The organism is Thermaerobacter sp. PB12/4term (genome assembly GCF_003403315.2).
Classification (GTDB): Bacteria; Bacillota; Sulfobacillia; order Thermaerobacterales; family Thermaerobacteraceae; genus Thermaerobacter.
The window spans coordinates 1,954,043-1,980,842 of sequence record NZ_CP048407.1 but is presented as its reverse complement, the minus strand read 5'-3'; the positions used below and the strand labels follow the sequence as shown (position 1 = coordinate 1,980,842).

Annotated in this window: 27 protein-coding genes and 1 riboswitch; of the genes, 19 read left to right on the top strand and 8 right to left on the bottom strand. The window is 70.4% G+C overall.

What is annotated here, in order from left to right:
- Nucleotides 1-10: 10 nt before the first annotated feature.
- Complete coding sequence (locus DYI95_RS08220; RefSeq protein ID WP_243149698.1) at nucleotides 11-871, bottom strand: DUF421 domain-containing protein; 861 nt, start codon at nucleotides 869-871, stop codon at nucleotides 11-13.
- A 281-nt stretch (nucleotides 872-1,152) separates the two neighbouring features.
- Between DYI95_RS08220 and DYI95_RS08215 the strand changes: the two genes are divergently transcribed.
- From DYI95_RS08215 to DYI95_RS08205, 3 genes are all read left to right on the top strand, one after another.
- Nucleotides 1,153-1,566: a translation initiation factor IF-2 gene (locus tag DYI95_RS08215; RefSeq protein WP_116900266.1), complete on the top strand. Its 414-nt coding sequence runs from the start codon at nucleotides 1,153-1,155 to the stop codon at nucleotides 1,564-1,566.
- Nucleotides 1,567-1,574: 8 nt separating this feature from the next.
- Entirely contained in the window at nucleotides 1,575-1,940 is a 366-nt protein-coding gene (locus DYI95_RS08210; RefSeq protein WP_116900267.1) for a DUF4363 family protein, read from the top strand.
- A gap of 518 nt (nucleotides 1,941-2,458) precedes the next feature.
- Nucleotides 2,459-3,391, top strand: coding sequence for a serine hydrolase (locus DYI95_RS08205; RefSeq protein ID WP_243149697.1), 933 nt, complete (start codon nucleotides 2,459-2,461; stop codon nucleotides 3,389-3,391).
- A 66-nt stretch (nucleotides 3,392-3,457) separates the two neighbouring features.
- Here the strand turns inward: DYI95_RS08205 and DYI95_RS08200 are convergent, their stop codons facing one another.
- The 3 genes from DYI95_RS08200 to DYI95_RS08190 form a co-directional block, all read right to left on the bottom strand.
- The gene (locus DYI95_RS08200; protein ID WP_116900269.1) at nucleotides 3,458-4,060 is read right to left on the bottom strand and encodes a hypothetical protein; all 603 of its coding nucleotides are present in this window, start codon (nucleotides 4,058-4,060) and stop codon (nucleotides 3,458-3,460) included.
- Between the two features lie 306 nt (nucleotides 4,061-4,366).
- Nucleotides 4,367-5,770, bottom strand: a complete 1,404-nt coding sequence (locus DYI95_RS08195; protein ID WP_116900270.1) for an aspartate ammonia-lyase — start codon at nucleotides 5,768-5,770, stop codon at nucleotides 4,367-4,369.
- A 162-nt stretch (nucleotides 5,771-5,932) separates the two neighbouring features.
- On the bottom strand, nucleotides 5,933-6,868 hold the full coding sequence (locus DYI95_RS08190) for a TerC family protein (RefSeq protein ID WP_116900271.1): 936 nt from the start codon (nucleotides 6,866-6,868) through the stop codon (nucleotides 5,933-5,935).
- Nucleotides 6,869-7,232: 364 nt separating this feature from the next.
- Between DYI95_RS08190 and crcB the strand changes: the two genes are divergently transcribed.
- Both crcB and DYI95_RS08180 read left to right on the top strand, forming a co-directional pair.
- Complete coding sequence (gene crcB / locus DYI95_RS08185; RefSeq protein ID WP_371731907.1) at nucleotides 7,233-7,613, top strand: fluoride efflux transporter CrcB; 381 nt, start codon at nucleotides 7,233-7,235, stop codon at nucleotides 7,611-7,613.
- Nucleotides 7,613-7,996 (top strand): DUF190 domain-containing protein, encoded by a 384-nt coding sequence (locus tag DYI95_RS08180; protein ID WP_243149969.1) that lies wholly within the window; start codon nucleotides 7,613-7,615, stop codon nucleotides 7,994-7,996. Before crcB ends, DYI95_RS08180 begins: the two co-directional genes overlap by 1 nt.
- Nucleotides 7,997-8,200: 204 nt before the next feature.
- Here DYI95_RS08180 and DYI95_RS08175 read toward each other — a convergent pair whose 3' ends face one another.
- Complete coding sequence (locus tag DYI95_RS08175; protein WP_243149696.1) at nucleotides 8,201-8,581, bottom strand: cupredoxin domain-containing protein; 381 nt, start codon at nucleotides 8,579-8,581, stop codon at nucleotides 8,201-8,203.
- A 381-nt stretch (nucleotides 8,582-8,962) separates the two neighbouring features.
- On the opposite strand from DYI95_RS08175, the gene DYI95_RS08170 reads away from it, so the two are divergent.
- The 14 genes from DYI95_RS08170 to DYI95_RS13110 all read left to right on the top strand — a co-directional run bounded on the left by DYI95_RS08170 (nucleotide 8,963) and on the right by DYI95_RS13110 (nucleotide 23,902).
- A complete protein-coding gene (locus tag DYI95_RS08170; RefSeq protein WP_116900274.1) occupies nucleotides 8,963-10,531 on the top strand; it encodes an ATP-binding protein in 1,569 nt (522 codons plus the stop codon).
- A gap of 123 nt (nucleotides 10,532-10,654) precedes the next feature.
- On the top strand, nucleotides 10,655-11,794 hold the full coding sequence (gene pstS, locus DYI95_RS08165) for a phosphate ABC transporter substrate-binding protein PstS (RefSeq protein ID WP_116900275.1): 1,140 nt from the start codon (nucleotides 10,655-10,657) through the stop codon (nucleotides 11,792-11,794).
- A gap of 137 nt (nucleotides 11,795-11,931) precedes the next feature.
- Nucleotides 11,932-12,873, top strand: a complete 942-nt coding sequence (gene pstC, locus DYI95_RS08160) for a phosphate ABC transporter permease subunit PstC (RefSeq protein ID WP_116900276.1) — start codon at nucleotides 11,932-11,934, stop codon at nucleotides 12,871-12,873.
- On the top strand, nucleotides 12,870-13,757 hold the full coding sequence (gene pstA / locus DYI95_RS08155) for a phosphate ABC transporter permease PstA (RefSeq protein WP_116900277.1): 888 nt from the start codon (nucleotides 12,870-12,872) through the stop codon (nucleotides 13,755-13,757). The genes pstC and pstA overlap by 4 nt, the downstream gene beginning before the upstream one ends.
- A 90-nt stretch (nucleotides 13,758-13,847) precedes the next feature.
- Nucleotides 13,848-14,612 (top strand): phosphate ABC transporter ATP-binding protein PstB, encoded by a 765-nt coding sequence (gene pstB / locus DYI95_RS08150; RefSeq protein ID WP_040826881.1) that lies wholly within the window; start codon nucleotides 13,848-13,850, stop codon nucleotides 14,610-14,612.
- A gap of 193 nt (nucleotides 14,613-14,805) precedes the next feature.
- A complete protein-coding gene (gene phoU, locus DYI95_RS08145; protein ID WP_116900279.1) occupies nucleotides 14,806-15,462 on the top strand; it encodes a phosphate signaling complex protein PhoU in 657 nt (218 codons plus the stop codon).
- A 60-nt stretch (nucleotides 15,463-15,522) separates the two neighbouring features.
- Complete coding sequence (locus DYI95_RS08140) at nucleotides 15,523-15,969, top strand: arsenate reductase ArsC (protein ID WP_116900344.1); 447 nt, start codon at nucleotides 15,523-15,525, stop codon at nucleotides 15,967-15,969.
- Between the two features lies 1 nt (nucleotide 15,970).
- Nucleotides 15,971-16,579, top strand: coding sequence for a glycerol-3-phosphate responsive antiterminator (locus DYI95_RS08135; RefSeq protein ID WP_116900280.1), 609 nt, complete (start codon nucleotides 15,971-15,973; stop codon nucleotides 16,577-16,579).
- A gap of 785 nt (nucleotides 16,580-17,364) precedes the next feature.
- Nucleotides 17,365-18,078, top strand: a complete 714-nt coding sequence (locus DYI95_RS08130; protein WP_116900281.1) for an MIP/aquaporin family protein — start codon at nucleotides 17,365-17,367, stop codon at nucleotides 18,076-18,078.
- A gap of 110 nt (nucleotides 18,079-18,188) precedes the next feature.
- The gene (gene dhaK, locus DYI95_RS08125) at nucleotides 18,189-19,190 is read left to right on the top strand and encodes a dihydroxyacetone kinase subunit DhaK (protein ID WP_116900282.1); all 1,002 of its coding nucleotides are present in this window, start codon (nucleotides 18,189-18,191) and stop codon (nucleotides 19,188-19,190) included.
- Nucleotides 19,191-19,200: 10 nt separating this feature from the next.
- Nucleotides 19,201-19,860: a dihydroxyacetone kinase subunit DhaL gene (dhaL, locus tag DYI95_RS08120; protein ID WP_116900345.1), complete on the top strand. Its 660-nt coding sequence runs from the start codon at nucleotides 19,201-19,203 to the stop codon at nucleotides 19,858-19,860.
- A complete protein-coding gene (dhaM, locus tag DYI95_RS08115) occupies nucleotides 19,857-20,306 on the top strand; it encodes a dihydroxyacetone kinase phosphoryl donor subunit DhaM (RefSeq protein ID WP_116900283.1) in 450 nt (149 codons plus the stop codon). The genes dhaL and dhaM overlap by 4 nt, the downstream gene beginning before the upstream one ends.
- Before the next feature lie 82 nt (nucleotides 20,307-20,388).
- Entirely contained in the window at nucleotides 20,389-21,888 is a 1,500-nt protein-coding gene (glpK, locus tag DYI95_RS08110; protein ID WP_116900284.1) for a glycerol kinase GlpK, read from the top strand.
- Between the two features lie 220 nt (nucleotides 21,889-22,108).
- Complete coding sequence (locus tag DYI95_RS13110; RefSeq protein WP_305849856.1) at nucleotides 22,109-23,902, top strand: glycerol-3-phosphate dehydrogenase/oxidase; 1,794 nt, start codon at nucleotides 22,109-22,111, stop codon at nucleotides 23,900-23,902.
- A gap of 155 nt (nucleotides 23,903-24,057) precedes the next feature.
- Here DYI95_RS13110 and DYI95_RS08100 read toward each other — a convergent pair whose 3' ends face one another.
- From DYI95_RS08100 to pncA, 3 genes are read right to left on the bottom strand one after another with little or no spacing between them, the layout of a single operon-like run.
- On the bottom strand, nucleotides 24,058-24,630 hold the full coding sequence (locus DYI95_RS08100) for a peroxiredoxin (RefSeq protein WP_116900286.1): 573 nt from the start codon (nucleotides 24,628-24,630) through the stop codon (nucleotides 24,058-24,060).
- Nucleotides 24,627-25,475 carry a response regulator transcription factor gene (locus DYI95_RS08095; RefSeq protein WP_371731906.1) on the bottom strand — a complete coding sequence of 283 codons (849 nt, stop codon included), beginning with the start codon at nucleotides 25,473-25,475 and terminating at the stop codon, nucleotides 24,627-24,629. Before DYI95_RS08095 ends, DYI95_RS08100 begins: the two co-directional genes overlap by 4 nt.
- 2 nt (nucleotides 25,476-25,477) lie before the next feature.
- On the bottom strand, nucleotides 25,478-26,161 hold the full coding sequence (gene pncA, locus DYI95_RS08090; RefSeq protein ID WP_203530597.1) for a bifunctional nicotinamidase/pyrazinamidase: 684 nt from the start codon (nucleotides 26,159-26,161) through the stop codon (nucleotides 25,478-25,480).
- Nucleotides 26,162-26,640: 479 nt separating this feature from the next.
- A riboswitch (SAM riboswitch) is annotated at nucleotides 26,641-26,755 on the top strand.
- Nucleotides 26,756-26,800 lie beyond the last annotated feature (45 nt).

The following is a 26,800-nucleotide window of genomic DNA, read 5'->3' as shown; positions in this document are numbered from 1 at the left end:
AACCGCTGGGCTATCTCACCAGGGCGTCCAGATCCTTCAGGATCTCCCCCGTCTTCCGGGCGTACTCCTCGTACATTTGACGAGCCTCGGGGTCCTCCGTTTCCAGGGCCCAGCTGGCGAAGTCCGCCTGGAGGGATTCCAGGTCGGCGCCCAGGGTTGCCCGGAGCGGGGGCTGGGTGATGGTCTGGGTGTCTTGCTTGAGGTCCACGTACAGCTGGTTGCCGATGATCTGGCCCACCATCACCTGGCTCGGGTCGTCGACTCCGTTGCGCAACAGCTCCTGGCGCAGCCAGGCCTCGTCCTTGCCCGCCGCACGCAGCGAGTTGGGAAGAACCTGCCCGTCCGCAATGACCACATACGGGAATTCAGGGCGGGACGGGGTCAGCATGCCCGCGGTCTTTGCCGTCAGCGGCTCATACTCGGGCTTCTTGAGAACCGTGAGCTGCCCGTCGGTTTCCATGAGGGCCCAGTCCACCTGGCGCAGGTCGAAGATGTTCTTCTGGCGCAGCAGCTCCATGAGCTCCGCCACCGAGAGCCGGGCCATCCGCAAGCCCTTCTCCTGCACCTGGCCCCGGGCGACCACCACCACGGGCTCCCCTTCGATGAACTTGCGCCCCGCGTTGCTGTTTTGCTGCAGGTAGGTCAGTGCGAGCGCAGCCAGCGCCCACACGGCCACTCCCACGATACCGTCGAGGAACCGGTTCTGGGGATCGGTGGAGGCCTGGGCGGCGATGGACCCGATGGTGATCCCCACCACGTACTCGGTGAAGGTCAACTGGGACACCTGCTTGCGGCCCACGAACCGGGTCAGAAAGAAGAGCCAGACGAACGCGATGATCGACCGGATCAGCACCAGTAGTGTTTCCGGCACCCGCACGTCCCCCCAAGCCACCGTCCGGATCACGTCGACGCAAAACCGCGCAACCGGCGGTCCCTCCGCCGGCAAGGCCCGGCAGCGGCACTGATCAGGCCAGGTCGAACGGGCGGTGACGCCCGCCCGCCGGCCGGTCACGCCTGTCCGCTCCCAGTGTCTGCGGCGCCGCCGCGAAATACGCACCCCGCCGGCGGGGGATACTCGCAAGCGACGGGCCTTCGCCATGGGATGGATTCCGCAGGAAGCCGCGACCGGCCGTTGCAAGGAGGGCCTGTGGCATGACGACCTACGCCAAGCTGTTGCGGGCGGCGGCGACCCTGAAGCGGGTGCGGGCAGGGCTGGATTCTCTGGCCGCCAGCGCGCAGTCCGAAGAAGAGCGGGAGCGCCTGCGCCGGGCGGCGGCGCAGGCGCGGGTGATGGAACAGGGACTGGAACGCCGCATTCGCAAGGTTGCGGCGGAGGAACCGGAATACGCACGCCAGTCTCCCGGAGGCGAGCTGTTCGGCGCCGACGGGCACAACGACCACCGGCCCCCGGCCCGGGAGCGGCCCGAGCCTCCGGCCGAGGTTGCACCCGGCGAGCCGCTCGCGGGGGCCCAGGGGAGCCCCCGGCGGCGGCGGGGCAAGGCCGAACCGGTGGCGGCAGGCCGAGGCGCCGCCGGCGGTGGGGCGGCCGGCGGCGGTAAGGAGTAGCCGGGTCCATGAAGGCACGGCGCTACATCATCGTCACCCTCCTGGTGATCATGGGGATCGCCCTGGGCGTGGCGCCGACGTACTTCCGCAAGCCCCTGACCCCCGGCGGCTCCATCGGCCAGGGCATCAAGGCGACGCGGGAGGCCGTCCAGGCGGAGGACTGGCAGCGGGCCGCCGCCCTGGCCGCGCGCCTGGAATCCGAATGGAAAAGGGTGAGGGTGCCCGTGGCGGTGAACAGCGATGCCACGGCCATCCGGGACTTCGAGGCCCAGCTGGCGACGTTGCGTGCAGCCATCGAGCTGCAGGACAAGAGCGAAGCCATCACCGCCCTGGCCCTGATGACCACCCTCATCGAAGACATCGGCACCTACTGACGAGGGGATGGGCAGGTTCGGCACTGGGGAGAGGCGGCGGCCCGCCTCCAAGCGCTCCCAGCTGCAGGGACAGCCCGCTCCCAGCAGCGGGGACAGCCGGTGTGGCTGGCCATATTCAGTGGGTGACAGGACGGGGGACCAATTATTGCCCCGGGCGGCGGCGGGCCGCAGCCAGGGAGCCGGGGGACCGGGGAGAGACCCGGAGAGGCCCCGGGAAAGAGGGGTAGCCCAGGAGACCAGGGCCGGTGGTGAACCCGGACAGCCCAGGGGACCATCGGCCGCCAGGCATGGGCCGGGCAAGGCAGGAGGGGCGTAGCGACATGGATGGCGGGGCAAGGCGCCGCGGGGACACGGGCCGCGGGCATGCAGCCGGGCCGGGCCGGCCTGAAAACCGGCGGCAAGAGGGGTCCGGAAGGCAGGGCGGGGAGCAAAGGAACGGCCGGTCTCGCCCTCGGGCGCGCCTTGTGGTGGCCCTAACGGGCCTTGTGAGCCTTAGCGTGCTTCTGGCTGGATGCCGGATGAACCTGGCCCAGGCTCCCGACGGCGGCCGGGCAGCCAAGCCCGGCAGGGCGCCCGGTCTGAGTGCCTCCAGCATCCCCGTGGTCGATCCCGATTCCGGAGACACCCTGGCCCGGCTGGACGAGCTTCTGGATCGCGCCGAGCTGCGACCCGGGGCGCGGCAGCCCGACTACGGCCCCCTGGTGGCCAGGGTTCGGGAGTTCATCGAGACACGGCCCCAGACCTTCGGCATTTATTTCAAAGACCTGCAAACGGGCGCGACCTGGGGGATCAACGAGCGGGAGCCGATCCACGCCGCCAGCACCATCAAGGTCCCGCTGGTCCTCTATGTGAATCACCAGGTGGCCGCCGGACGCGCCCGCATGGACGACCGGATCGTCTATGAGCCCGATCGGGACCTGACGGGCGGCGCCGGCATCCTGCAGCGGGACGGCTTCCCGGGCAAGAGTTACTCCCTGCGCGTCCTCACCAACCTGTCCATCACCATCAGCGACAACGTGACGACGAACATGCTGTTCCGCCACTTCGGCAAGGACAACGTGGGCGAGTTCATGCGCCGGCTGGGGGGCGAGGTGATCTTCCCCGGCGGCCGCCGCGTCAGTACCGCCCGGGACATGGGGATCTACGTGGAGGCCGTGCTGGACTTTGCCCGCCAACACCCCTTGCTGGGCGGCCGCATGCTGGACGACATGGGTCACGCCATCTTCCATGTTGGCCTGCCGGGTGAGTTGCCTCCGGATGTGTTTGTCGCCCACAAGGAAGGGGACATCGAGGGCGTGGCCGACGATGTGGGCATCGTCTTCGGCCGCCGGCCGTTCGTCCTGGCCATCCTTTCAAAAGGCGTGGACAACATCGACCAGGGGTTCGAAGACATCGCCCGGATCAGCAAGCTCGTCTACGATTTTCAGGAAGAACTCGGCCCGGCGCGCTAGGGTTTTCCCCGCGACGCACCAGCCTTGAACCCCGGGGCCGGTACTCGCGTTGGACCCGGGACAGGTTCAGCCCAGGAACCGTAAACCCACCACCGTGCCCAGAAGGGTGACCAGGCCGCCTACGAGCCACCCGGTCAGCCGGCTGATCCGCTGGTCGAGGTCGCGCCGTAACTCCGCCATGGCAAGCTGGAGACCGCCGGCGTCGTGGCGTACGGTGGCCATTTCGTTGCGCATCTCCTGCCGTAAGCCAGCGATCTCATCTCGCAAATCCTGCCGTAGGCCAGCGATCGCGTCCCGCAACTCCTGCCGTACGGTGGTGATCTCCCGATGCACCTCCTGCCGCAGGCCAGCGAACTCCTCCCGCAGCTCCTGTCGTACCGTGGCCGTCTTCTGGCCGAGCTCCCTCCGTACGGCGGCGATTTCCTGGTGCATGTCCTGCCGCAGGCCGGCGACCTCCTGGCGTATAGCCGTCATCTCGTGGCGCACGTCACCGATCTCTCGGCGCACATCGGTGAGCCCCCGGTGGAGGAGGTCCACCTGGCCATAAAGCCGCTCCTGGTCCCGCTTGAAGTCGTCCAAACGCTGCATCACGAGCCAGAGGGAGAGGGCGTCGATGCGCTCCGGCGGCGCCGAAGGGTCCTGGCTGGCGGCCGTTTCGCCTACGGTCATGGCGCGCCCCCTCTCCCGACACCCTTCCTGCGAGCCGGGCCTTGCCCTATTAGGCAGGCCACACAACAAAGAATAAATCCAACGCAGGGGTCTGTCAACTACTTCCAAAACAAATGTTTGTGTTCCACGCATGGGCCATTAGGGATCGGGGTCGGAGCGGGCAACAGCCGCAACGTCGAATTCGGGCAGGAGCTTGCACGACCCGCACCCCCTGGCCGCTGCCCGCTGCTGAGCCGGCTCGCGGCGGAGGCACCAGATGGCGCGGGCCTGCAGCGACCGCCTCCGCCCTGCGCCGGGCCGGGCCCCTCACTCGGCCCGGCCCGGTTCCGTCATCCGCCGCGGGTCCAGCAGGCGGGCCGTCTCCTCTTCCGAGAGCAGGCCCTTCTCCAAAATCAGCTGCCGCACCGTGCGGCCGCTGGCGTAGGCCTCCTTGGCGATGTCGGCGGCGGTGTCGTAGCCCAGCCGGGGCACCAGGGAGGTGACCATGGCCAGGGACCCCTCGATCAGCGCCTCGCAGCGCTCCCGGTTCGCCTCGATGCCGCGCACGCAGCGCTCGGTGAAGGTGGCCGCCCCGTTGGCCAGCAACTCGATGGACTGGAGCAGGTTGTGGGCCATCACCGGCATCATCACGTTGAGCTCGAAGTTGCCGTGGGTGTTGCTGACGGCGATGGCCGCGTCGTTGCCGATCACCTGCGCGCAGACCATCATCAGCATCTCGGACATGACGGGGTTGACCTTGCCCGGCATGATGGACGAACCCGGCTGGGTCGGCGGGATCAGGATCTCGCCGATGCCGCAGCGGGGACCGGAGCCCAGCCAGCGGATGTCGTTGGCGATCTTCATCAGGCTGGTGGCCACGGTGCGCAGCTGGCCGCTGGCTTCCACCACCGCATCCCTTGAGCCCTGGGCCTCGAAGTGGTTCTCCGCCTCGCGGAAGGGCAGGCCCGTCGCCTCGGCGATCCGGGCGATGGTGCGCCGCGGGAACTCGGGGTGGGTGTTGATGCCCGTCCCCACCGCCGTGCCGCCCAGGGCCAGTTCGGCCAGGTGCTCCCGCAGCGACCGCAGGCGGCGGATGCCGTGGTCGACCATGCTGGCGTAGCCCGAGAACTCCTGGCCCAGGCGAATGGGCGTGGCGTCCTGAAGGTGGGTGCGCCCGATCTTGATGACGTCATCGAAGGCACGGGCCTTTTCGGCCAGGGCGTCCCGCAAGGCTTCCAGAGCGGGGATCAGCTTGCGTTCGATCTGTTCCAGGGCGGCGATGTGGATGGCGGTGGGGATCACGTCGTTGCTGGACTGGCCCATGTTGACGTGGTCGTTGGGATGAACGCTGCGCGTCCCCAGCTCGCCGCCCAGGATCTGGATGGCCCGGTTGGCGATGACCTCGTTGGCGTTCATGTTGGTCGAGGTGCCCGAGCCGGTCTGGAAGATGTCCAGGACGAAGTGGCCGTCCAGCTTGCCCTCGATGACCTCGCCGGCCGCCTGGACGATGGCCTCCGCCAGGCGGGAGTCGAGGAGCCCCAGCTCGGCGTTGGTCTGGGCGGCAGCGCGCTTGATCAATCCCAGGGCGCGGATGAAGGGGCGTGGAAAGCGGATGCCGCTGATGGGGAAGTTCTCCACGGCCCGCTGGGTCTGGGCGCCGTAGAGGGCATCGGCGGGGACCCGCATCTCGCCCATGGAGTCCCGCTCGATGCGATAGGCCTGTTCTGCCACGGGGTGCCACCTCCACCAGGATGGCTTGTGCCATCCTGATCATACCATGGGCGGGTGGCGGCGTACGGGGCCGCGGGGGCCGGCAAGCGGCGTGCGGAGCGCGCCGGTGCCGGCGGCGCGACCGGTCCAGCGCTCCGCGCCCGTCGCCGGCCTCCCCGGTTGTCAGGACTTGTGGCGAGGGTTGCCCGCAGCTTCCGCCGGCTCCCGCGGGGGGAACAGGACCGAGGCCACGACGGACGCCCCCAGAATGAGAGCCAAGATGCCCAGCGAGGTGGCGGGGGCCAGGTGGATCACGTCGATCAGCAACATCTTCACCCCGATGAACACCAGGGTGACGGCCAGGCCGTACTTCAGGTAGCGAATCAGGGGCAGGATGGCGCTGAAGACAAAGAACAGCGACCGCAGCCCGATGATGGCGAAGACGTTGGCGGTGTAGACCACGAAGGGATCCCGGGTGATGCCGAAGATGGCCGGGATGGAATCCAGTGCGAACATCAGGTCCGTGGTCTCGATCAGCACCAGGACGACGAACAGCGGCGTCGCCCACAGCCGACCGTTCCTCCGGACGAAGAACCGGCCCCCGTGGTACTCCTCCGTGACGGGCAAGAGCTTGCGCACCAGCCGCAGCACGGGGTTGCGTTCCACGTCGCCGGCCTCGTCGTCCTTGTGCCGCAAGAAGCGGATGCCCGTGGCGATCAGGATGACCCCGAAGACGTAAAGCAACCAGTTGAAGCGTTCCAGCAGGGCGGCACCGCCCCAGATCATCAGCCCGCGCATGATGAGGGCACCCAGCACGCCCCACAGCAGCACCCGGGGGCGCAGCTCCTCCGGCACGGAGAAGAACGAGAACAGCGCGATGAAGACGAAGATGTTGTCCATGCTCAGCGCGTACTCCACCAGGTAGCCGGCGAAGTACTCCGCCATGGTGGTGCCGCCCCGGGCCTGCCCCAGCCAGATGCCGAAGCCGACGGCGATGGCCACGTAAAAGAGCGTCCGGAAGACGGCCTGGCGAGCCGTCAAGGTGGCCTGGCGCCGGCCGAGACCCAGGTCGAAGAGGATCAGGGCGACGACCAGCAGATTGAACAGGACCAGGGCCAACGTCCGTCCCTCCTGTTGGTCTCGAGGTCGGCTACAGCATTGCCGAACCCCTGACGTTAAATAAAAAACCTTCGGGCAGCTGCGATCGAACGGTCGCAAGCGCCCGAAGGTCTTGCCCGCTGGACCTGCGCACCGCGGGCCGGGCGGCGCATGGTCGCCCCGTATTGACGGCCCGCGGGACCGCGAGACCCCGGCGATCACCCCGGTGCCGCCCGGATGGGCGGCACCGGCCGGTTCGTCCCGCGGCGGCTACTCCCCTTCAGGGATCTTGGTTTTGGGATTGGGGGCCTGACGCGGCCCCCGACCGGATCTTCTCCTCGATTATACTGGGGAGGGACGGCAATTGGAAATGGAGTGATCGGTCCTGGTCTGGCTTGGAGTCGCGCTGGGGGGAGCGGCCGGCGCGCTGGCGCGGTACGGGCTGACCCAGTGGATCGCCGAACGGACGCCTGGAGGGTTCCCCTGGGGAACGCTGGTGATCAACCTGACGGGCGCCTTCATCTTGGCGTTCCTGCACCCACTGCTGCTGAATACCGTGACATCGCCGGCCGTACGCCTGGCGTTGACCAGCGGGTTTGTCGGCGCGTACACCACCTTTTCCACCATGACCTGGGAAGCGCTGACCCTGCTGCGGGATGGGCGCCCCGGGGCAGCCGCCGCCTACCTGGGGGTGAGCCTGGTCCTGGGGATGGCGGCCGCCTGGTTGGGCTGGGGTGCCAGCCAGGCTCTGGGGGTGCGGTCGTGATGGAGCGGTGGCGGACATCGCCGGAAGAGGGGGAAGCGGCCTTGCGCATCCAGGCGCCGGCCCGGCGCTTGACGGTCTACATCGGGGAGACGGACCGCTGGCAGGGGCAACCCCTCTACCACACCATCGTGCTCAAGGCGCGGGAGCTGGGGCTGGCCGGGGCCACCGTGTACCGCGGCATCGAGGGGTTCGGTGCCAACAGCCGTGTCCACGCGGCCCGGGTACTGGAACTGTCGGCGGACCTGCCGGTCATCGTCGAGATCATCGACCATGTGGAGCGCCTCCAGCCCCTTCTGGCCTTCCTGGACGAGGCGGTGCAGGAAGGCCTAGTCGTCCTCGAGGACGTGGAGATCGTCGCCTACCGGAAGAACCGGCAGCGCTGACGACCGGCAAGGCGGCGGGCGGGCCCGCCGGCGCCGGCCTCGCTGCTGCCCCAACAGCACCGGTGGGGCGGAGGCGGCGCCGGAGGGCCGGGCGGAGGCGGCGGAGGGGCCGTGCAGGCGAGGACGGGCACGCAGGGCGGCCAGGGGGTGGCGAGGCGCGGCGAAGGCGCCGGGTGCGGGCAATGGGGCCGAGGCGCGCGGTGCTTAGCGCTCCCCGCGGATCACCACCCGGGCCACCATGCCGTTTTTCCGGTGGCCCGGCATGCCGCACCAGATGGGGAAGGCGCCGGGCTCGGCGGGTGCCTTCCACTCCAGGACCTGGCGCTGGCCCGGCTCAAGCTCCAGGTCGGGCCCCAGCTTGGCGGCGGAGCGCACCTGGTGGGGCAGGCGGGTGTCGGCGTTGACCACCACGAGCCGCACCGTCTCCCCCGGGCGCACCACCACCTCCCGGGGTTCCATGGTGAACTCCGGAGTGAGGGTGAGGGTGATGGTCCGGGGACCCCAGGGGCGCGCACCGCAGCCGGCCGCCAGCAGGGCGACCAACAGGATGCCCAGCGCGGGGGCCAGGTGCCGGGGCGCCCACACCCCGGGGATGCGCCACCCGGGTCGGGACCGCAACCGCAACCGGAACCGGTGCCCCCGGCGGCTCCCCCTGGACCCGGCGGCGGTGTCCCCAACGGGTGCGCTCGGACGGCGACCGGCAGGGCATCCCCGGGGGACGGGCGGGCGGCCAGTACCCCGCTCCCGGGGACCGGGTTCGTCCGGTGTGGGTGGCCGGTAGGGCGGGCGCGCGACCCGTGCGGCGGCTTCCGGCACGGAACTCCCCCCTGGTCGTCCGGCCCGGGCGGACCGTGGTGAGCCCGTGACCGGTTCATCCCAGATCTACGCCGGCCGGGGTCCGGGCAGACCTGGCGCCGCGGGCCACCGGGGCGGGCGGCGGCGCGGAACGAGCGAGGAGGCGGCATCATGGCGGGGGGGCTGCGGCGGTACTTGGCCTGGCGACTGGCGGTTTACTTCCCGCTGGGTGTGGCCGTGGTGGGGACCGTGACGGCCCTGTTGCTGGGGGAGCTGCCGCAGCTCTTTTCCCGGGACTTTTTGCCGACGCTGATCCTGGGCCTGCTGGTGGCCGCCCTGACCGGTGCCGGCCTTGGCTGGGCCATGGCGGAGCGGGTGACCCGGCCGGTGCGGGAACTTGTGGCGGGGGCGCGCCAGCTGGCCGCGGGCGAGTTCGAGCGCCGGGTGCACGTCGACGGGCCCGACGAGCTGGTCACCCTGGCCCGCGCCTTCAACGAGATGGCCGCCCGGCTGCAGGTGACCTTGCGCGAGCTGCGGACGGAGCAGGCGCGGCTTGCCACCGTGGTAGGTGCCATGACCAGCGGGGTGCTGTTCATTGACGGTGATGGCCGGTTGCGCCTGGCGAATCCGGCCGCCCGCCGGTTGCTGGATATTCCTGAGCAGGCACTGGGACGCGACTATATCAGCGTGACCCGCCACTACGGCCTGGCGCGCGTGATTGAGGAAGGCCTTGTCGGAGGGCAGGTTGTGGAGCACGACGTGACCATCCCACCCGATCCCGGTGCAGCGCCGCGACACGTGCGGGTCACGGTGGTGCCTCTAGGTACCGATGCCGGGGGGGCGACGGTGCCGGGTGGTGTGGATGTCCCTGGCGAAGCCGGCTCCAAGTTTGCCGGGCGCGGCGCCATGGCTGCGGGAGGGAAGGGCGGTGGCCTGGTCGTGGTCCTGCACGACATCAGCGAGATCCGGCGGCTGGAGCAGATCCGGCGCGATTTCGTAGCCAACGTTTCCCATGAACTGCGCACACCCGTGGCGGCCATCCAAGGGTTTGCGGAAACCTTGCTTGAGGGAGTCATCCGAGAAGATCCGGCCACGGCCGAACGTTTTGCGCAGGTTATCCACCGTGAGGCGGAGCGCATGGCTCGCCTGGTCCAGGACCTGCTGGACCTGGCGCGCCTGGAGTCGCCGGAACCGGGGTTACAGCGGGAGCGGTTCGACCTGCGGGATAGCGCGGCGCAGGCGGCGGAGCGGTTCCGGCCGCGGCTGGAGGCAACCGGCTTGCGTCTGGAGGTGCAGTTGTCGCCCGAGCCTGTGCCGGTCTGGGCCGATCGGCACCGGCTGGATCAGGTGTGGACGAACCTGCTGGAGAATGCGCGCCAGTACACCCCGGCGGGCGGGACGGTGACGGTGGCGGTCGGTCGAGAGGGGCAGGGCCACCAGGCCATGGCGGTCGGTGAGGTGCGGGACACTGGGCGCGGCATTCCTCCCGATGTCCTGCCGCGGATCTTCGAGCGCTTTTACCGCGTCGACCCCGGTCGCAGCCGGGCGGCCGGTGGGACCGGTCTCGGCCTGGCCATCGTCAAGCACATCATCGAGGCTCACGGCGGGGCGGTCGGGGCCGAAAGCCAGCTGGGTGCTGGCACCGTCATCCGTTTCCGCATCCCGCTGGCTGCCGACGACGTCGCGGCGGGCGCGAAGGGGGTAGGGGAATTCCCCGGCGGCTGCGAGGGTGGACGTTGACGGCCGGCTGCGAAGACCTTAACAGAAGCTTCACAAAAGGTTCCCCGTTCACCAACCTGTCCCCGCGGAGGGTCCGGTAACGTGATAAGCGCAACGAATCTTCATCCCCAGGGAGGGACAGGCGTGGCGAAACGTTTCACGCGCCGGATCTGGCTGGCGGTTTTGCTTGCCAGCGCACTGGTCTTGACAGCCTGCGGCGGCGGCTCGTCGGGCGGGCAAGGACAGGATCAGGGCGGGCAGGCCCCAGGTACGGACCAGGGGGGCTCTTCTTCCGGATCTTCTGCCCAGACCGTCGTCCTGAACGGGGCTGGCGCGACCTTCCCGTATCCGCTCTATTCCAAGTGGTTCGACGAGTATCACAAGCTCCGTCCCGACGTCCAGATCAACTATCAGTCCATCGGTAGCGGCGGCGGCAAGCAGCAGATCACGGCCAAGACCGTGGACTTCGGCGCCTCGGACGGCCCGATGAGCGACGAGGAGCTGGCCAAGGTCCAGGGTGAGTTGATGCACATCCCCACGGTCATGGGCGCGGTGGTGCTGACCTACAACCTGCCGGGCGTGGAAAGCGGCCTGAAGCTCACTCCGGAGGCGATCGCCGGGATCTACCTGGGCAAGATCAAGAAGTGGAACGATCCGGCCATCGCCAGCGTCAACCCCGGCGTCAACCTGCCGGACGCGGATATCGTCGTGGTCCGCCGCTCCGACGGTAGCGGTACGACGAACATCTTCACCGAGTACTTGAGTGCCGTGAGCTCGGAGTGGAAGAGCCAGGTGGGGGCCGGCACTTCCGTCGACTGGCCCACCGGCATCGGCGCCAAGGGCAACGAGGGCGTCGCTACCCAGGTGCAGAAGCTGAAGAACTCCATCGGTTACGTCGAACTGGCCTACGCCATCGAGAACAACATGCCCTACGCCCTGGTGAAGAACAAGGCGGGCAACTTCGTCGAGCCCTCCATCGACACGGTCACGGCGGCGGCCGCCGGGGCTGCGGCGAACATGCCCGAGGACTTCCGGATCTTCATCGTGGACCAGCCCGGCGAGAACGCCTATCCCATCTCCGGCTTCACCTGGCTGCTGGTCTACAAGGATCAGACGGATTGCACGAAGGGCAAGGCGCTGGTGGAGTTCCTGCAGTGGGCGCTGGCGGAGGGCGAATCCTACGCGGCCGACCTCCTCTACGCGCCGTTGCCGGACAACGTCAAGCAGATGGCGCTGGACGCGGTGAAGACCATCACCTGCAACGGCCAGCCCATTCTGCAGTAAGGAATCGATCCAGAGAGGTTTTGGGTTACCCCCCCTCCCGTTCGGGCGTGCGTTCCGGTCGTTCCGCGGGCGCGCGCCCGTTTGGGTTGCCTGCCAGGCGCAGTTTGACAACGCCTGGAATGAGAGGTGTCGCCGTCGTGCGGCAACGAACAGGACCGTGGTGGAGACGTGGGTTCGAGCTAAGCGGTTTCCAGCTGATCACGCTTCTTGCGGCCGCGGCCGTGGGTCTCGTGCTGTTGGGGCTGGCGGTGGAGCTGTACCGGAACTCCCAGGATGCACGCGCGGCCTTTGGCTGGGGGTTCCTCCGCTCGCGGGCGTGGGACCCGGTGGCCGGCGAGTTTGGTGCTCTGCCCTTCATCTACGGAACGGTGGTCTCATCGCTGCTGGCGCTGCTCCTGGCGACGCCATTGGGCATCTTGACGGGCATCTACCTGGCGGAACTGGCGCCCCCGCGCTGGCGGGCGTTGCTGTCCTTTCTGGTGGAATTGCTGGCCGCGGTGCCCAGCGTGGTCTACGGCCTTTGGGGCTTGTACGTCATGGTGCCGTGGCTGCAGGAGAGGATCCAGCCGTGGCTGGGCGAGCACCTTGGCTTCCTCCCGCTGTTTGAGGGAGCTCCGTACGGGATCAGCATGATGGCCGGTGCACTGGTTCTGGCCATCATGATCGTTCCCACCATCAGCGCCATCTCCCGGGACGTCATCGGCGCCGTGCCCCGCAGCCAGCGAGAGGCCTTCCTGGCGCTGGGTGCCACGCCCATGGAGACGATCTTTCGCGTGGTACTGCCCTTTGCCCGGTCCGGCATCGCCGGCGCCGTCATCCTGGCCCTGGGGCGCGCCCTGGGAGAGACGATGGCGGTGACGATGGTCATCGGGAACGCTCCCGAGATCTCGACCTCGCTGCTGGCGCCGGCGGCGACCATGGCCAGCGTCATCGCCAACGAGTTCGCCGAGGCCACCACCGAGCTTCACCGGGCGGCGCTGATGGAAATCGGTGTGTTGCTGCTGGTGATCAGCTTGTTGGTCAATATCCTGGCGCGCTTGTTGCTCCGACGCCTGCAGGTGGTGGAGGGTGCACGATGATGCAACGGGCGGAGAACGTCAACCCGTTTGCTCCGGATCCGGTTCTGCGGCGGAGGGTCGTCGCCGACAGGGTCTTGCGGTGGCTGCCGGTCCTGGCCACGGGCATTGTCTTGGTTCCCCTGGTCATCGTGATGGCGTATGTCGTTCGCGAAGGGATGGCAGCGATCAGCTGGGAGTTCCTCACCTCGCTGCCGGGCGCGGTGACCGACCAGGGTGGTGGCGTGGGCAACGGCATCGTGGGCACGTTGATCGTCGTCCTGGTCGCGTCCTTGGTGGCGGTGCCGGTGGGGATCCTAGCGGGTATCTACCTGTCCGAGTTCGGCGACGGGCGCCTCGGCACCATGCTCCGGTTTTTGACGGAGGTTCTGAGCGGGGTGCCGTCCATCGTGGTCGGCCTGTTCATCTACGGGCTCGTTGTGGTACGGACGGGCACGTTCTCGGCCCTGGCGGGGAGCATGGCCCTGGCCGTGATCATGCTGCCGCTGGTGACGCGCACCACCGAGGAGATGCTGCGCCTCGTCCCTGGGGCTGTGCGCGAGGCGGGACTGGCCCTCGGCATTTCACCCTGGAAGGTGACGTTGCGAATCGTTCTCCCGGCGGCAGCGGGTGGCGTACTGACCGGCGTGATGCTTGCCGTGGCCCGCATCGCAGGCGAGACGGCACCGTTGCTTTTTACGGCGCTCAACAACAATTTCTGGTCCTGGCGTCTCGACCAGCCCATTGCCACCCTCTCGGTCCAGGTGTTTACCTTCGCCTTGACCCCCTTTGAGAACGCACAACAAAAGGCGTGGGGTGCCGCGTTCATTCTGATCGTACTGGTCCTGGTCCTGAACATCGTGGCGCGGACGCTGGTGGCGCGGCGGCAGGGAGGAGGGACGAACTAAGCCATGGAAGTGCTGCGTGTGGCGGAGAGGGACGCTGCGAGTACGCCCGCGTCCGCCGGCGAAGTAAATACCAGGGAACGGAAGGGTGTCATGGAGAGTTCGATCAAGTTGTCCGTACATGGTTTGTCGGCCTGGTACGGGGATCGCAAGGTCCTGCACGGGGTGAGCCTCGAGGTCGGTGCAAAGGCCATCACCGCCATCATCGGTCCGTCGGGTTGCGGTAAGTCGACCCTGATCCGGTGCCTCAACCGCATGCACGAGGTGGTACCGGGCGCGCGGGTCGAAGGGAGCGTCTACGTGGACGGGGCCGACATCTACGCACCGGGCGTGGACCCGGTGATGGTGCGGCGCCGAATCGGCATGGTGTTCCAGCGGCCGACGCCGTTCCCCACCATGTCCATCTTCGACAACGTGGCCTCGGGGTTGCGTCTGGGTGGGCGTCTTCCGAAGCCGCAGATAGCGGAACGGGTCGAGCAGGCGCTCAGGGCGGCGGCGTTGTGGGACGAGGTGAAGGACCGTCTCAACGCACCGGCCACCGCCCTCTCGGGCGGCCAGCAGCAGCGGCTGTGCATCGCCCGGGCCCTGGCCGTCGACCCGGACGTGCTCCTCCTGGACGAACCCACCTCCGCGCTGGATCCGGCGGCCACAGCCCGGATTGAGGACCTGGTCACGGAACTCAAGCAGCGGTACACCATCGTCATCGTTACGCACAACATGCAGCAGGCGGCCCGCGTCGCGGATCGGACGGCCTTCTTCCTAAACGGCGAGCTGATCGAGTACGGGCCGACGTCGGCGATCTTCACCCGGCCCCGCGACAAGCGAACGGAGGATTACATCACGGGTCGCTTTGGCTGACGTCGGGCTCCCGGCGCCGCCATTGCCGCGAGGCCGGCGGGCGGAGAGAGCGTGGCGGTGCAGGCGGCCCGGGCGTTCCGGGGCCAGGGTGAGTGACGTATCCTTGCGCAGGGCGCCCGGTGAGCACCCGGGCGGCCGTGGGGCGCCGTGAGGCCGGTGCCATGGGGCCGCCGCGGAGAGGAGGAATGGGATCATGGCGCGCGTCTCTTACCATGCCGAGCTGGATGCCCTGCGCCGGGACTTGCTGCGCATGGGGACCCAGGTGGAGGAAGCGATCCGGCTGGCGGTGGAATCCCTCAAGGAGCGGAATGCGGAGAAGGCCCACAGGGTCCTGGCGCTGGAGGACGAGGTCGACCGCATGGAGCTGGACATCGAACGGCGCTGCCTGAACCTGATCGCCCTGCAACAGCCCATGGCAGGCGACCTGCGGCAGATCGGCATGACCCTAAAGGTGATCACCGACCTGGAACGCATGGCCGATCACGCCCACGACATCGCCAAAGTGACGTTGCGCCTGGGCGATGAGCCTCTGATCAAGCCGCTGGTGGACATTCCGCGCATGGCGGAGGTCGCGGAGAAGATGGTGCGGGATGGCCTGAAGGCCTTCGTCGAAGGCGACGTGGAACTGGCCCGGGCCATGGTGGCCCGGGACGATGAGCTGGACCACCTGTTCAACCAGATCTTCCGCGAGCTCTTGATGATCATGCGCGAAAAGCCGGGCACGGTGGACCAGGCCACCCAGCTGCTGATGGTGGGCTCCCACCTGGAGCGCATCGGCGACCACGCGACCAACCTGGCCGAGTGGGTGATCTACCTGGTGACCGGCGTCCGCCAGGAGCTCAATGACTGAGCCGGACTTCCGGTGCGGCGCCAACGCGACAAGGGGGCTCGACGTGTGGCGAAGCGCTTGATGTTCCTGTGCACCGGCAATTCGGCGCGGAGCCAGATGGCGGAAGGACTGGCCAGATCCTTGCTCGGAGGGACCTGGGAGGTGTACAGCGCAGGCCTGGATCCGAAGGGGGTACACCCGCTGGCCGTTCGCGCCATGGAAGAGATCGGCATCGACATCCGCGCTCAGTCCTCCAAGCCTATCGATCCCGCACTGCTCGACCAGATGGACCTCATCGTCACCCTGTGCGACGATGCGGCCGAGCGCTGCCCGGTGACCCCACCCCACGTGCGGCGGCTGCACTGGTCCCTGCCCGATCCGGCGGCCGTCGAGGGGACGGGAGAACAACGGCTGGCCGCCTTTCGCCGGGTGCGCGACGAGCTGCTCCGGCGTATCCGGCAAGCGTTGCTTCCGCCCGGTCGTCCCGGTCTCGCTCCGGGCGTGGGAGACGGCGGCGAGGAGGAGTGACATGGGGGACACGGAGATGGATGGGGCGCCGCGGGTGTCGTCGCGGCAGGCGCTGAACCGGTACCCGATCATCCCGGCGGTGCGGCGGGAAGAAGACCTGGACGCGGCCCTGGGCTCGCCGGCGGGAGCCTTGTTCCTGCTCAGCGCCAGCTTGCTCACCCTGCCGCGGGTGATCGAGCGCTGCCGGGCTGCGGGCAAGGCTGTGTTCGTCCACTACGACCTGGTGGAGGGGCTGGCGGGCGATCGCAGCGGGGTCGAGTTCCTGGCCCGCTACGCCCGGCCCGACGGGATCATCACCACCCGCAGCACCGTGGCCCGCTACAGCCTGGAGGCGGGCCTGGAGACCATCCTGCGCATCTTCGCCCTGGACAGCGCGGCCGTGGCCACCGCGGTCCAGGTGATCCGGCGCACCCAGCCCGGGGCCGTGGAAGTGCTGCCGGCTTCGCTGCCTGCCTGGGTTTTCGCCGAGATCCGCACCGTGCACGGGGGGCCCCTGGTGGCGGGGGGACTGGTCCGAGTCCTCCCGGACATCAAGAAGGTGCTGGCGGCCGGTGCCACGGCCGTCTCCACCAGTAGTCCTTCGTTGTGGGACGGGGTGGAGTCCGGTTAGCCCCCAGCGGGCCTCCACCGCACCCCCCATCCTCTGCCGGCGGTCCGCAGGCACCCCCGGCGTGCCGGACCGGGGCCATGGCACTGCCCTTTGCCGGCCGGAGGCGGTCCCCCGGCACCGCCTCCCGCCCAAGGCGCCGGTGTGCTCCGACGGCCGGGGCCCCGCCTTTCGGAATTCTCTTCGTGATCCCCAGGGGACCGGCAGGAGAACGGCGCCCTTCCGCGAAGCCCTTCTTGCAGAACGGCAATCATCATGCAAAATCCGCTGCCTTAAGGCGCGGCACCTGCAAGCACGGGCCGGAGACCTGGGAGAAAGGCCCTGCGCGAGGCGAACCACGCTTCGCGCAGGGCTTTCCTGTTTTGAAAGGCCTGGGTCGTGTTTGGCAGGCCGGGGCCCCGCAGGCTTCGGCATGCAAACCGGGGGCGGGCAAGCGGTCGGGGCGGCGACCGGTGTCCCTCTCCCGGTGGAGGGGACCCTGGGGGCCGCGGGGGCATGGAAGGGGGGATGGTGGAGGCGCGGCGGCGGCAGGAGGCCGGGCCGCGCCGCCCGTCCGGACGGACCGGGCGTCCGCGGGGGAGCCGGCTTCCACGGCGGAGCCGGCGCCCGTGGCGGTGCGGGGCCAGCAGGACCCGCACCGGCGGGCGGAGGCCCCGGCAGGGGACGCCCCGAGGCGGGCTTTCGTCCCGGGGGCGGTCTCTCATCCGGACGGGAGCACGGAGCGACGGGAGCACGGAGCAGGGATAAGAAGGGGAGCGACCGCCCACAACATTCAGGGGGGTTGATCCGTGAGTCCTTTTCTCGGTGAGGTCCTCGGCACCGCGATCCTGATCCTCCTGGGCGACGGTGTCGTGGCCAACGTGCTGCTGAACCGGTCCAAGGGCCAGAACTCCGGCTGGATCGTCATCACCACCGGCTGGGCCCTGGCGGTGACCGTGGCGGTCTACGTGGTGGGGCACGTCAGCGGCGCCCACATCAACCCGGCGGTGACCATCGGCCTGGCGGCCATCGGCCAGTTCGACTGGGCCCAGGTGCCGTCCTACATCATCGCCCAGATGATCGGCGCCTTCCTCGGCGCCGTGCTGGTCTACGTGACCTACCTTCCCCACTGGGGTATCACCGACGACCCCGAGCTCAAGCTGGCGGTCTTCTCCACGGGGCCGGCGGTGCGCAACCCCGCCGCCAACCTGGTGACCGAGATCATCGGCACGGCGGCGCTGGTGCTGGGCGTGCTGGGCATCGGCCATCCGGCCAACAACCTGGCAGGCGGCCTGAGCCCTCTTCTGGTCGGCTTCCTGGTCTGGTCCATCGGCCTGTCGCTGGGTGGACCCACGGGCTACGCCATCAACCCGGCCCGTGACCTGGGGCCCCGCATCGCCCACGCCGTCCTGCCCATCCCCGGCAAGGGCAGCTCCGACTGGGGCTATGCCTGGATCCCCGTGGTCGGGCCGATCATCGGCGGCGTCTTGGGTGCCGTGCTCTTCCAGGGCCTGTTCGGCTGATCGGTCCGGAAGAACCGGCCCCTCGCAGTGAGACCGGCGGCCGCCCGTCCCGCGGGCGGGCGGCCCCACATCCGGGCGCCCGTGGTGCCCGGGGGAAGGAGGACCGCCCCGTGAAGAAGCTGATCAACCGGGTCGAAGCGGTCGTGGACGAGGCGACGGAGGGCCTGGGCCTTGCCCATCCCCACCTGGTGCGGGTCAACGCCGAACCGCGGTTCGTGGCCCGGGCGGACGCCCCGGTGCAGGGCAAGGTGTCCCTGGTCTCCGGCGGCGGTTCCGGCCACGAGCCTCTGCACGGGGGCTTCGTCGGCCGCGGCATGCTGGATGCGGCCTGCCCCGGCGAGGTGTTCACCAGCCCCGTCCCCGACCAGATGGTCGAGGCCGCCAAGGCCGTCCACGGCGGCGCCGGGGTCCTGTTCATCGTCAAGAACTACACCGGCGACGTGATGAACTTCGAGCTGGCCGCGGAACTCCTGCAGGCCGAGGGCATCGCCGTGCGGTCCGTGCTGGTGGCGGACGACGTGGCGGTAGAGAACTCCCTGTATACCGCTGGCCGGCGCGGCGTCGGCGGGACCGTGTTCGTCGAGAAGATCGCCGGGGCCGCGGCGGAGGCAGGGGCCTCCCTGGAGGAGGTGGAGCGCATCGCCCGCCAGGTCAGCGACAACGTGCGCTCCATGGGCATGGCCCTGACCTCCTGCACGGTGCCGGCCAAGGGCTCGCCCACCTTCGAGCTGGGCGAGGACGAGATGGAGATCGGCATCGGCATCCACGGCGAGCCCGGCCGGGAGCGGATGAAGCTGCGGCCGGCCGACGAGATCACGGAGATGCTGGCGGGTCCCGTGATCGAGGACCTGGGCCTCAAGCAGGGCGAGCAGGTCATCGCCATGGTCAACGGCATGGGCGGTACGCCGCTGATGGAGCTCTACATCGTGTACCGGAAGCTGGCCCAGATCCTGCAGCAGCGGGGCGTCGCCATCGCCCGCAACCTGGTGGGGAACTACATCACGAGCCTGGAGATGCAGGGCTGTTCCATCACCCTGCTGCGGGCCGACGACGAGCTTCTGCGCCTGTGGGATGCGCCTGTGCACACGCCGGCCCTGCGGTGGGGCGTGTGAGGTGACGGTGATGGCAGGGGACGCGGCAGCGACCGTGGACGGGGAGCGGATCCGGGCCTTCATCCGCCGGTTCGCCGAGAAGGTGGCCGCCCACAAGGACGAGCTGACCGCCCTGGACGCGGCCATCGGCGACGCCGACCACGGCACCAACATGGACCGTGGCCTGCAGGCTGCGCTGGAGCGGCTGCCCGCCGAGGGAGCGGCCCCCGCCGATCTGCTCAAGGCCGTCGCCATGGCCCTGATCTCCAAGGTCGGCGGGGCCTCGGGCCCGCTGTACGGAACGGCCTTCTTGCGGGCCGCCGGCGCGGTGGCGGGCAAGGCGGCCCTGGAGCCTGGGGACGTGGCCGCCCTCTTCAAGGCCGCCCTGGCGGGGATCCAGGAGCGGGGCAAGGCGACCCGGGGCGAGAAGACGATGGTCGACGCCCTGGCGCCGGCCGTCGAGGCCCTGGAGGCCGCCCTGGGGCGGGGGGCCGCCCTGGGTGAGGCCCTGGCGGAAGCCGCCCGGGCCGCCCGGGAAGGCTCCGACGCCACCATTCCCCTGGTGGCGACCAAGGGGCGTGCCAGTTATCTGGGCGAGCGTTCTCGGGGGCACCGGGATCCCGGCTCTCTGAGCGCCACCCTGATGATGGAGGCGGCGGCCGAGACCCTGGCGGGGGGCCCGGCGTCGTGACGGCGCCGGCCGCCGGCACCGCCCTGGTGCTGGTGTCCCACAGCCGCACCCTGGCAGAAGGGGTCCGGGAACTAGCGGCCCAGATGGCCGGGCCCGGCGTCCCCATCGTCACCGCCGCAGGGCTCGACGACGGCAGCCTGGGGACCGACGCCACCGCCATCCTGGCCGCCGTCGAGGCGGCCTTGGAACGGGCCCAGGAGGCGGTGGTGCTGTTCGACCTGGGCAGCGCCTACCTCAACACCACCACCGCCCTCGACCTGCTGCCCGAGGAGAAGCGCCGGCGCGTGGTGCTGGCCGACGCCCCCCTGGTGGAGGGCGCGGTGATCGCCGCGGTGGCGGCCTCGGTGGGCGAGGGTGCGGCGACCGTCCGGGAGCGGGCCGAGGAAGCCCGGGGCATGCGCAAGGTGGCTGAGGAGCCGGTTCCTCCGGCGACCGGCGGCTCTTGAGGAGGCGTTGCTGAACTACCCAACACCGGGTGGCCGGGGGATCGGCCCCCGCGGGGCGGAGAAGCCCAGGAGGGATTGGGACATGGCGCGTTACGTCCTCGCCCTGGACCAGGGCACGACCAGTTCGCGAGCCATCCTGTTCGACCGCCAGGGCAGCGTGGTGGCGGTGCGCAACCAGGAGTTCCGGCAGATCTACCCCAGGCCGGGCTGGGTCGAGCACGACCCCCTGGACATCTGGGACTCGCAGCTCGCCGTGGCCAAGGCGGTGCTGAAGGAGGCCGGCGCCTCCCCGGATGACATCGCGGCCATCGGCGTGACGAACCAGCGGGAGACCACCATCGTGTGGGACAAGGCGACCGGCGACCCCGTCTACAACGCCATCGTGTGGCAGGACCGGCGGACCGCCGACCTGTGCACCGACCTCAAGCGCCGCGGGCGGGAGGCCCTGTTTCGGGAGAAGACCGGCCTGGTGGTCGACCCCTATTTCTCCGGAACCAAGATCGCGTGGATCCTGGACAACGTGCCGGGGGTGCGGGAGCGGGCCGAGCGCGGCGAGGTGATCTTCGGCACCGTGGACACCTGGCTGGTCTGGAAGCTGACGGGCGGCCGGGTCCACGTCACCGACTACTCCAACGCCTCCCGGACCCTGATCTTCAACATCCACACCCTGGACTGGGACGACGAGCTGCTGCAGGAGCTCAACATCCCGCGGGCCATGCTGCCCGAGGCCCGGCCGTCCAGCCAGGTCTACGGCGAGACGGACCCGGCCTTGCTCGGCGGTGCCATCCCCATCGCCGGGATCGCCGGTGACCAGCAGGCCGCCCTCTTCGGCCAGGCCTGCTTCCGGCCCGGCATGGCCAAGAACACCTACGGCACCGGCGCCTTCGTGCTGATGAACACCGGCGACCGGCCCGCCCGCTCGGAGCACGGCCTGATCACCACCGTGGCCTGGGGCGTGGACGGCAAGGTGGAGTACGCCCTGGAGGGCTCGATCTTCATCGCCGGCGCCGTGGTCCAGTGGCTGCGGGACGAGCTCAAGATCATCGAGAAGGCGGCCGACACCGAGCCCCTGGCCCGGTCGGTGGACGACACGGGCGGCGTCTACCTGGTGCCGGCCTTCGCCGGGCTGGGCGCGCCCTACTGGGATCCCTACGCCCGCGGCACCATCGTCGGCATCACCCGCGGCACCGGCCGCGCCCATCTGGCCCGGGCCGCCCTGGAGTCCATCGCCTACCAGACCCGCGACGTGCTGGGCGCCATGGAGGCCGACTCGGGCCTGGCCCTCAGCGCCCTGCGGGTCGACGGGGGCGCCGTGGTCAACAACTTCCTCATGCAGTTCCAGGCCGATCTGCTGGGGGTGCCGGTGGACCGGCCGGTGGTCAACGAGACCACGGCCCTGGGCGCCGCCTACCTGGCCGGCCTGGCGGTGGGCTTCTGGCGGAATCGCGAGGAGATCGAGCAGTTCTGGCAGCGTGACCGGCGGTTCGAGCCGGCCATGCCGGAGGACGTGCGGGAGAAGCTCTACGCCGGCTGGAAGCGGGCGGTGGAGCGGGCCAGGGCCTGGGAAGAACCGGCCCAGTGAGGGGGCGGCGGGGCGGCCGGTCACACGGCCGCCCCGCCTTTCCCGGCGCAGGCTGCCCGGCACGCCTTGCCCGGCGACTCGTCCGGACGACGGACCCGTGCGGGCGACGCGCCGGCCGGAGACCCGCCGGCCTCAACATGCCCGCCGGGTCGAGCAAACCTTGGCGCCGGGACCCCCCGCCGGCAGGCAGCAGCCGCGGGCATTCTGCACGTAGGAGGCGGTGGCAGTGAATCGCCAGCAGGCGCTGGCCCAACTGCAGCGGGAGACCTTCGACCTGCTCATCATCGGGGGCGGCATCACGGGTAGCGGCGTGGCCCGGGAGGCAGCGCACCGGGGGCTGCGGGTCGCGGTGGTGGAGGCGCGGGACTTCGCCGCCGGGACCAGCAGCCGCTCGACCAAGCTGATCCACGGCGGGCTGCGCTATCTCAAGGAGCGGGACTTCCGCCTGGTCCACGAGGCGGTGGTGGAGCGCATGCGCCTCCTGCGCCTGGCACCCCACCTGGTGCGGCCGGAGTGGTTCGTCTTTCCCGTGTACCGGGGTGACCCCGACCCGCTGTGGCAACTGCGCATCGGCCTCTGGCTTTATGACCGGTACGCCGGCCGGAGCCTGGGCACCCTGCGGCACCGGATCCTCAGCCCGGCCCGCGTGCAGCAGGAGGAGCCCCTGCTGCGCCAGGAAGGGCTGGTGGGGGCCGGCATGTACGTCGACGCCGTCACTGACGACGCGCGCCTGACGGCGACGGTGGCGCGCCAGGCCGTGGCCGCAGGGGCGGTGGTGGTCAACTACGCCGAGGTGACCGGGTTCGTCAAGGACGCGGGCGGGCAGGTGGTGGGCGTGCGGGTCCGGGACCTGCTGGCGGGTGGCGGGCCCGGGGCAGGGACGGCGGCGGCCGGCACGCCGGAGGCGGCCGGCGCGGAGGTTGCGCCCGCGGCGGGCCAGGGGGCCACGCCGGGGCAGGGGACGGCGGCCGCTGGCCCGGCGGTGCAGGCGGCCGGTCAGGCGGATGCCGGTGGTGCGGCCGGCCAGGCGGGCGCCGGCGGCGACGAGTTCGTCATCCGGGCCCGCCGGATCCTCAACGCCACGGGTCCCTGGGCCGACCGGGTGCGCCAGCTGGACGACCCCGGCTCACCGCGCCTCCTGCGGCTGACCAAGGGCATCCACATCGCCTTCACCCGCGACCGGTTGCCCATCCGCCACGCGGTGACCATGCGCGGCCCGGACGGGCGCATCATGTTCGCCGTGCCCCGGGGAGCCTTCGCCTATGCCGGTACCACCGACACCGTATACCAGGACGATCCGGCCCGTCCCCGGCCCGAGGCCGCTGACGTCCGCTACGTGCTGGACGCCCTCAACCGCACCTTCCCCGCCACCCGCCTGGGACCGGACGACGTGATCAGCGCCTGGGCGGGCCTGCGGCCGCTCATCGACCCGGGGGATACGCGGGATCCCAGCGCCATCTCCCGGGACTACAAGCTCTACACCAGCCCTTCGGGCCTGGTGACGGTGGCCGGCGGGAAGCTGACGGCCTACAAGGCCATGGCCCGCAACATCGTCGATCAGGTGTTTCCCGAGACCCAAGGGGCACCGGTGGACGAGGAGCCCCTGCCCGGCGGCGCAGCCGTGCCGGCGGAGGCCGAATTGCGGCAGAAGGCGGCCCAGACGGGCTTGCCCGTGGAAGAACTGCAGTGGCTGGCCCGCCACTACGGGGATGAGATCGTCCGGGTCCTGGGCTACCTGCGCCCCGAAGACCTGCAGGCGGGGCCGCGGGCGGCCCGGGTCCGGGCGGCGGCCCGGTACGCTGCCGCGGAGGAGATGGCCCAGACCCTGGCCGACGCCCTCTGGCGCCGGGTGCCCGAGGCCCTCTGGAGCACCGACAACGGGCGCGGGGTGGCGGCCGACGCGGCGGCGGCCATGGGCGAGATCCTGGGCTGGGACGAGGAGCGGCGGGACGGCGAGGTGGCCGCGTACCTCAGCCAGGTGCAGGCCATGCACGCCTGGCGCGAAAGCTTCTGACGGTCCGGCCCGTGGGACGGGTCGTTGCACGGTGGCGATAACGAGCCGGCAGCGGGGCCGCCGCAGCGGCCCCGCTGCTGTGCCGGGCCCATCACCCCGGCGTCCCCCTCGGCTTCATGGATTCCCAGCAGTTACTCTCCCCTCCCGGCCGCTGCTCAGCACCGGCCCCTGCCGGTACCGGCCGGGCCCGGCCGGCCACCGGGCGGGTCCGGCAGGTGGGCCAGCACCTGGTCCGGATCGGGCAGGTAGCCCAGGTCCGGCGCCCGCCAGACCCAGCGCACGACGCCGCGTTCATCCAGGACGAACACGGCCCGGTCGGCAAAATCGCCCAGGCCCCAGCGGCTGATGGCCACACCGTAGCGCCGGATCACCCGCCGGTTGTAATCGCTGGCCAGGGGGAAGGGCACCTGGTAGCGATCGGCCCACGCCCGGAGGGCGTAGGGACTGTCGGTGCTGATGCCCACCACCTGGGCGCCCCGGGAGGCGAAGTCCGGGCAGCGGGCGGTGAAGTCCTCGATCTCGTTGCAGCAGCCCGGACTGAAGGCAAAGGGGAAGAAGAGCAGGACCAGCGGGCGGCCCCTGAGATCGCGCAGCCGCAAGGATTCATCGCCGGTTCCGGCGAGGGGCAGGGTGAAGTCCGGCGCTTCCTGGCCCGGCCGGGGCATGCGCCGGCGGAGCCAGGCCTCCCGCCAGCGCTGAACCGGACCGGGGCCGGCCCCCCGGCTCACAGCCCGGCCACCGGGGAGTTCAGCTTGTAGCCGTGTCCCCGCACGGTGAGGATCCACTCCGGCTGGCTGGGGTTGCGCTCCAGCTTCTCCCGCAGGTGGCGCACGTGGACGTCCACGGTGCGCGGGTCGCCGAAGGCCTCTTCGCCCCAGACCCTGTCCAGCAGCTCCTGCCGGGTGAAGGCCCGGCCCGGCTCGGCGGCCAGGGTGGCCAGCAGCTTGAACTCCGTGGGGGTCAGGGCCACCCGCTGGCCGTCCCGGTAGACCTCATGGCCGGCGTAGTCGATCACGATGGGGCCGATCTGCTGGCGCCGGCCCTCGGTGCGGCGCAGCAGCGCCTTGATCCGCGCCACCAGCTCCCGGGGGCTGAAGGGCTTGGTCACGTAGTCGTCGGCGCCCAGCTCCAGCCCCAGCACCTTGTCGATCTCGCTGTCCCGGGCGGTGAGCATGAGGATGGGCGTCTGAATGCCCCGCTCCCGCAGGTGGCGGCAGAGGGTGAAGCCGTCGGTATCGGGCAGCATGACGTCCAGGATGATCACCTGGGGCCGGCGCTCCTCCAGGCGGCGCAGGGCCTCGGCACCGTCCCGGGCCAGCACCGGTGCCATGCCGTTGCGCTGTAGGTTGTACGCCACCAGTTCCAGCAGGGACTCTTCGTCGTCCACCACCAGCACGGTGGGACCGGCCGGTGCCGGCCTGTCCGGACCGGGGCCGGGCCGGGCGGCGGGGGCTGCCGGCGCCAGAGCGGAGGGCTTGCCGCCGGCGGAAGCCGGCGCCGGGCGGGCGTGTCGGGTGGAGGCGGCCGCCGGCGCCGGTGGCCCGCCGCGGCCGCGTTCGTCCCGGAAGAGCACGGTCACCGGGCCTCCCCGGCGGCCAGCACGGCCCCGCGGGCCTCCATCTCCGCCAGGGCGCGCTCCCCGTCCCCCGGGGTCACATCGACGGCCCGCACGGCCGGAACCAGCACCGTGACCCGAAAACCCTCCCGCAGGCCGTCCAGCACCGTGGCCCGCACGCAGTAGTCGGTGGCCAGGCCGCCCACGTACAGGTGCCGGACCCCCTGCTGCCGCAGCCAGCCGGCCAGGGTGACCTCGGGGCGGACCCCCGCCTCACCGGCGGCCAGGGCGCCGTCGAAGCCGCTGTAGGCCTCCCGGTCGGGGTCGAACCCCTTGCGGAAGACGGTGCCCCGGACCTCCAGTTCCGGGTGGAAGGCGGCGCCCGGGCTGCCCTGCACGCAGTGGACCGGCCAGGGCCCGCCCTTCTCGCGGAAGCTCACATGGCCGGCGGGATGCCAGTCCTGGGTGAAGACGACGGGCCGGCCGGCCGCGTGGAAGGCCGCGATCCACCGGTTGAGGACGGGCACCACCTGGTCGCCCTGGGGCACGGCCAGGGCACCGCCGGGACAGAAGTCGTTCTGGACGTCCACCACCACCAGGGCGGCTTCAGGATCCTGGGCGGCTGCCTCAGGGGTCACGGCGCCGGCGGGGGCCGGTGCCGCCCCGCCCCCCGTCGCGGCGCCGCCGGGCTGCAGGCGGTCCATGGCTGGGCTGCCTCCTTGCGCCGTTTTCCCTTCAATTATAAGCTTATAGGCTGCCGCCGGCAGGATGCGGGCCACCTCGGGCCGGCAGAGCCCGGGCCGCAGCGGCGCGCCGGCGGCCGGCAGGGCCCGCAGCGGGCGACCGCCGGGGATGGCGCGGTTTCACCCCACCCTGGATGTTGGGGCAGCAGGACTTTCGTCGCCGGCCCCGAATAGCAGTCCCCAATGCCCGCATCCCGCGCGAGGGTTCCGGCCCGCTGCGGCGCCGGGGCGCCAGGCCGTACCTGGGCAACGTGCCCTGCAAGCCCACCGGGCTCACGCCAGCCGAACGAGACCCGGAGGGCCGCGGACCGCGGTGCCGCGCCTCAGGCCGCGAGGCCATGGGCCCCTTCCTTGGCTGCGGCGATGCGGAAACCCGGGGGGCCTTGCAGGCCGCACCGCCTGCAACCCCGCGGTCGCTTACAAGGGAATGACCGGACAAAGCCCTATCGAGAGTGGCCGAGGGACGGGCCCGATGACGCCACGGCAACCGGCCGCCGGCTCCACCCAGGCGGCACGGTGCCAATTCCCGCGGGAGGCGTTCCCGGGAGATAGGGAAAGGCGAGGAACCTCTCCTTTCCCGGAGGGGTTTTTCATTTTCAG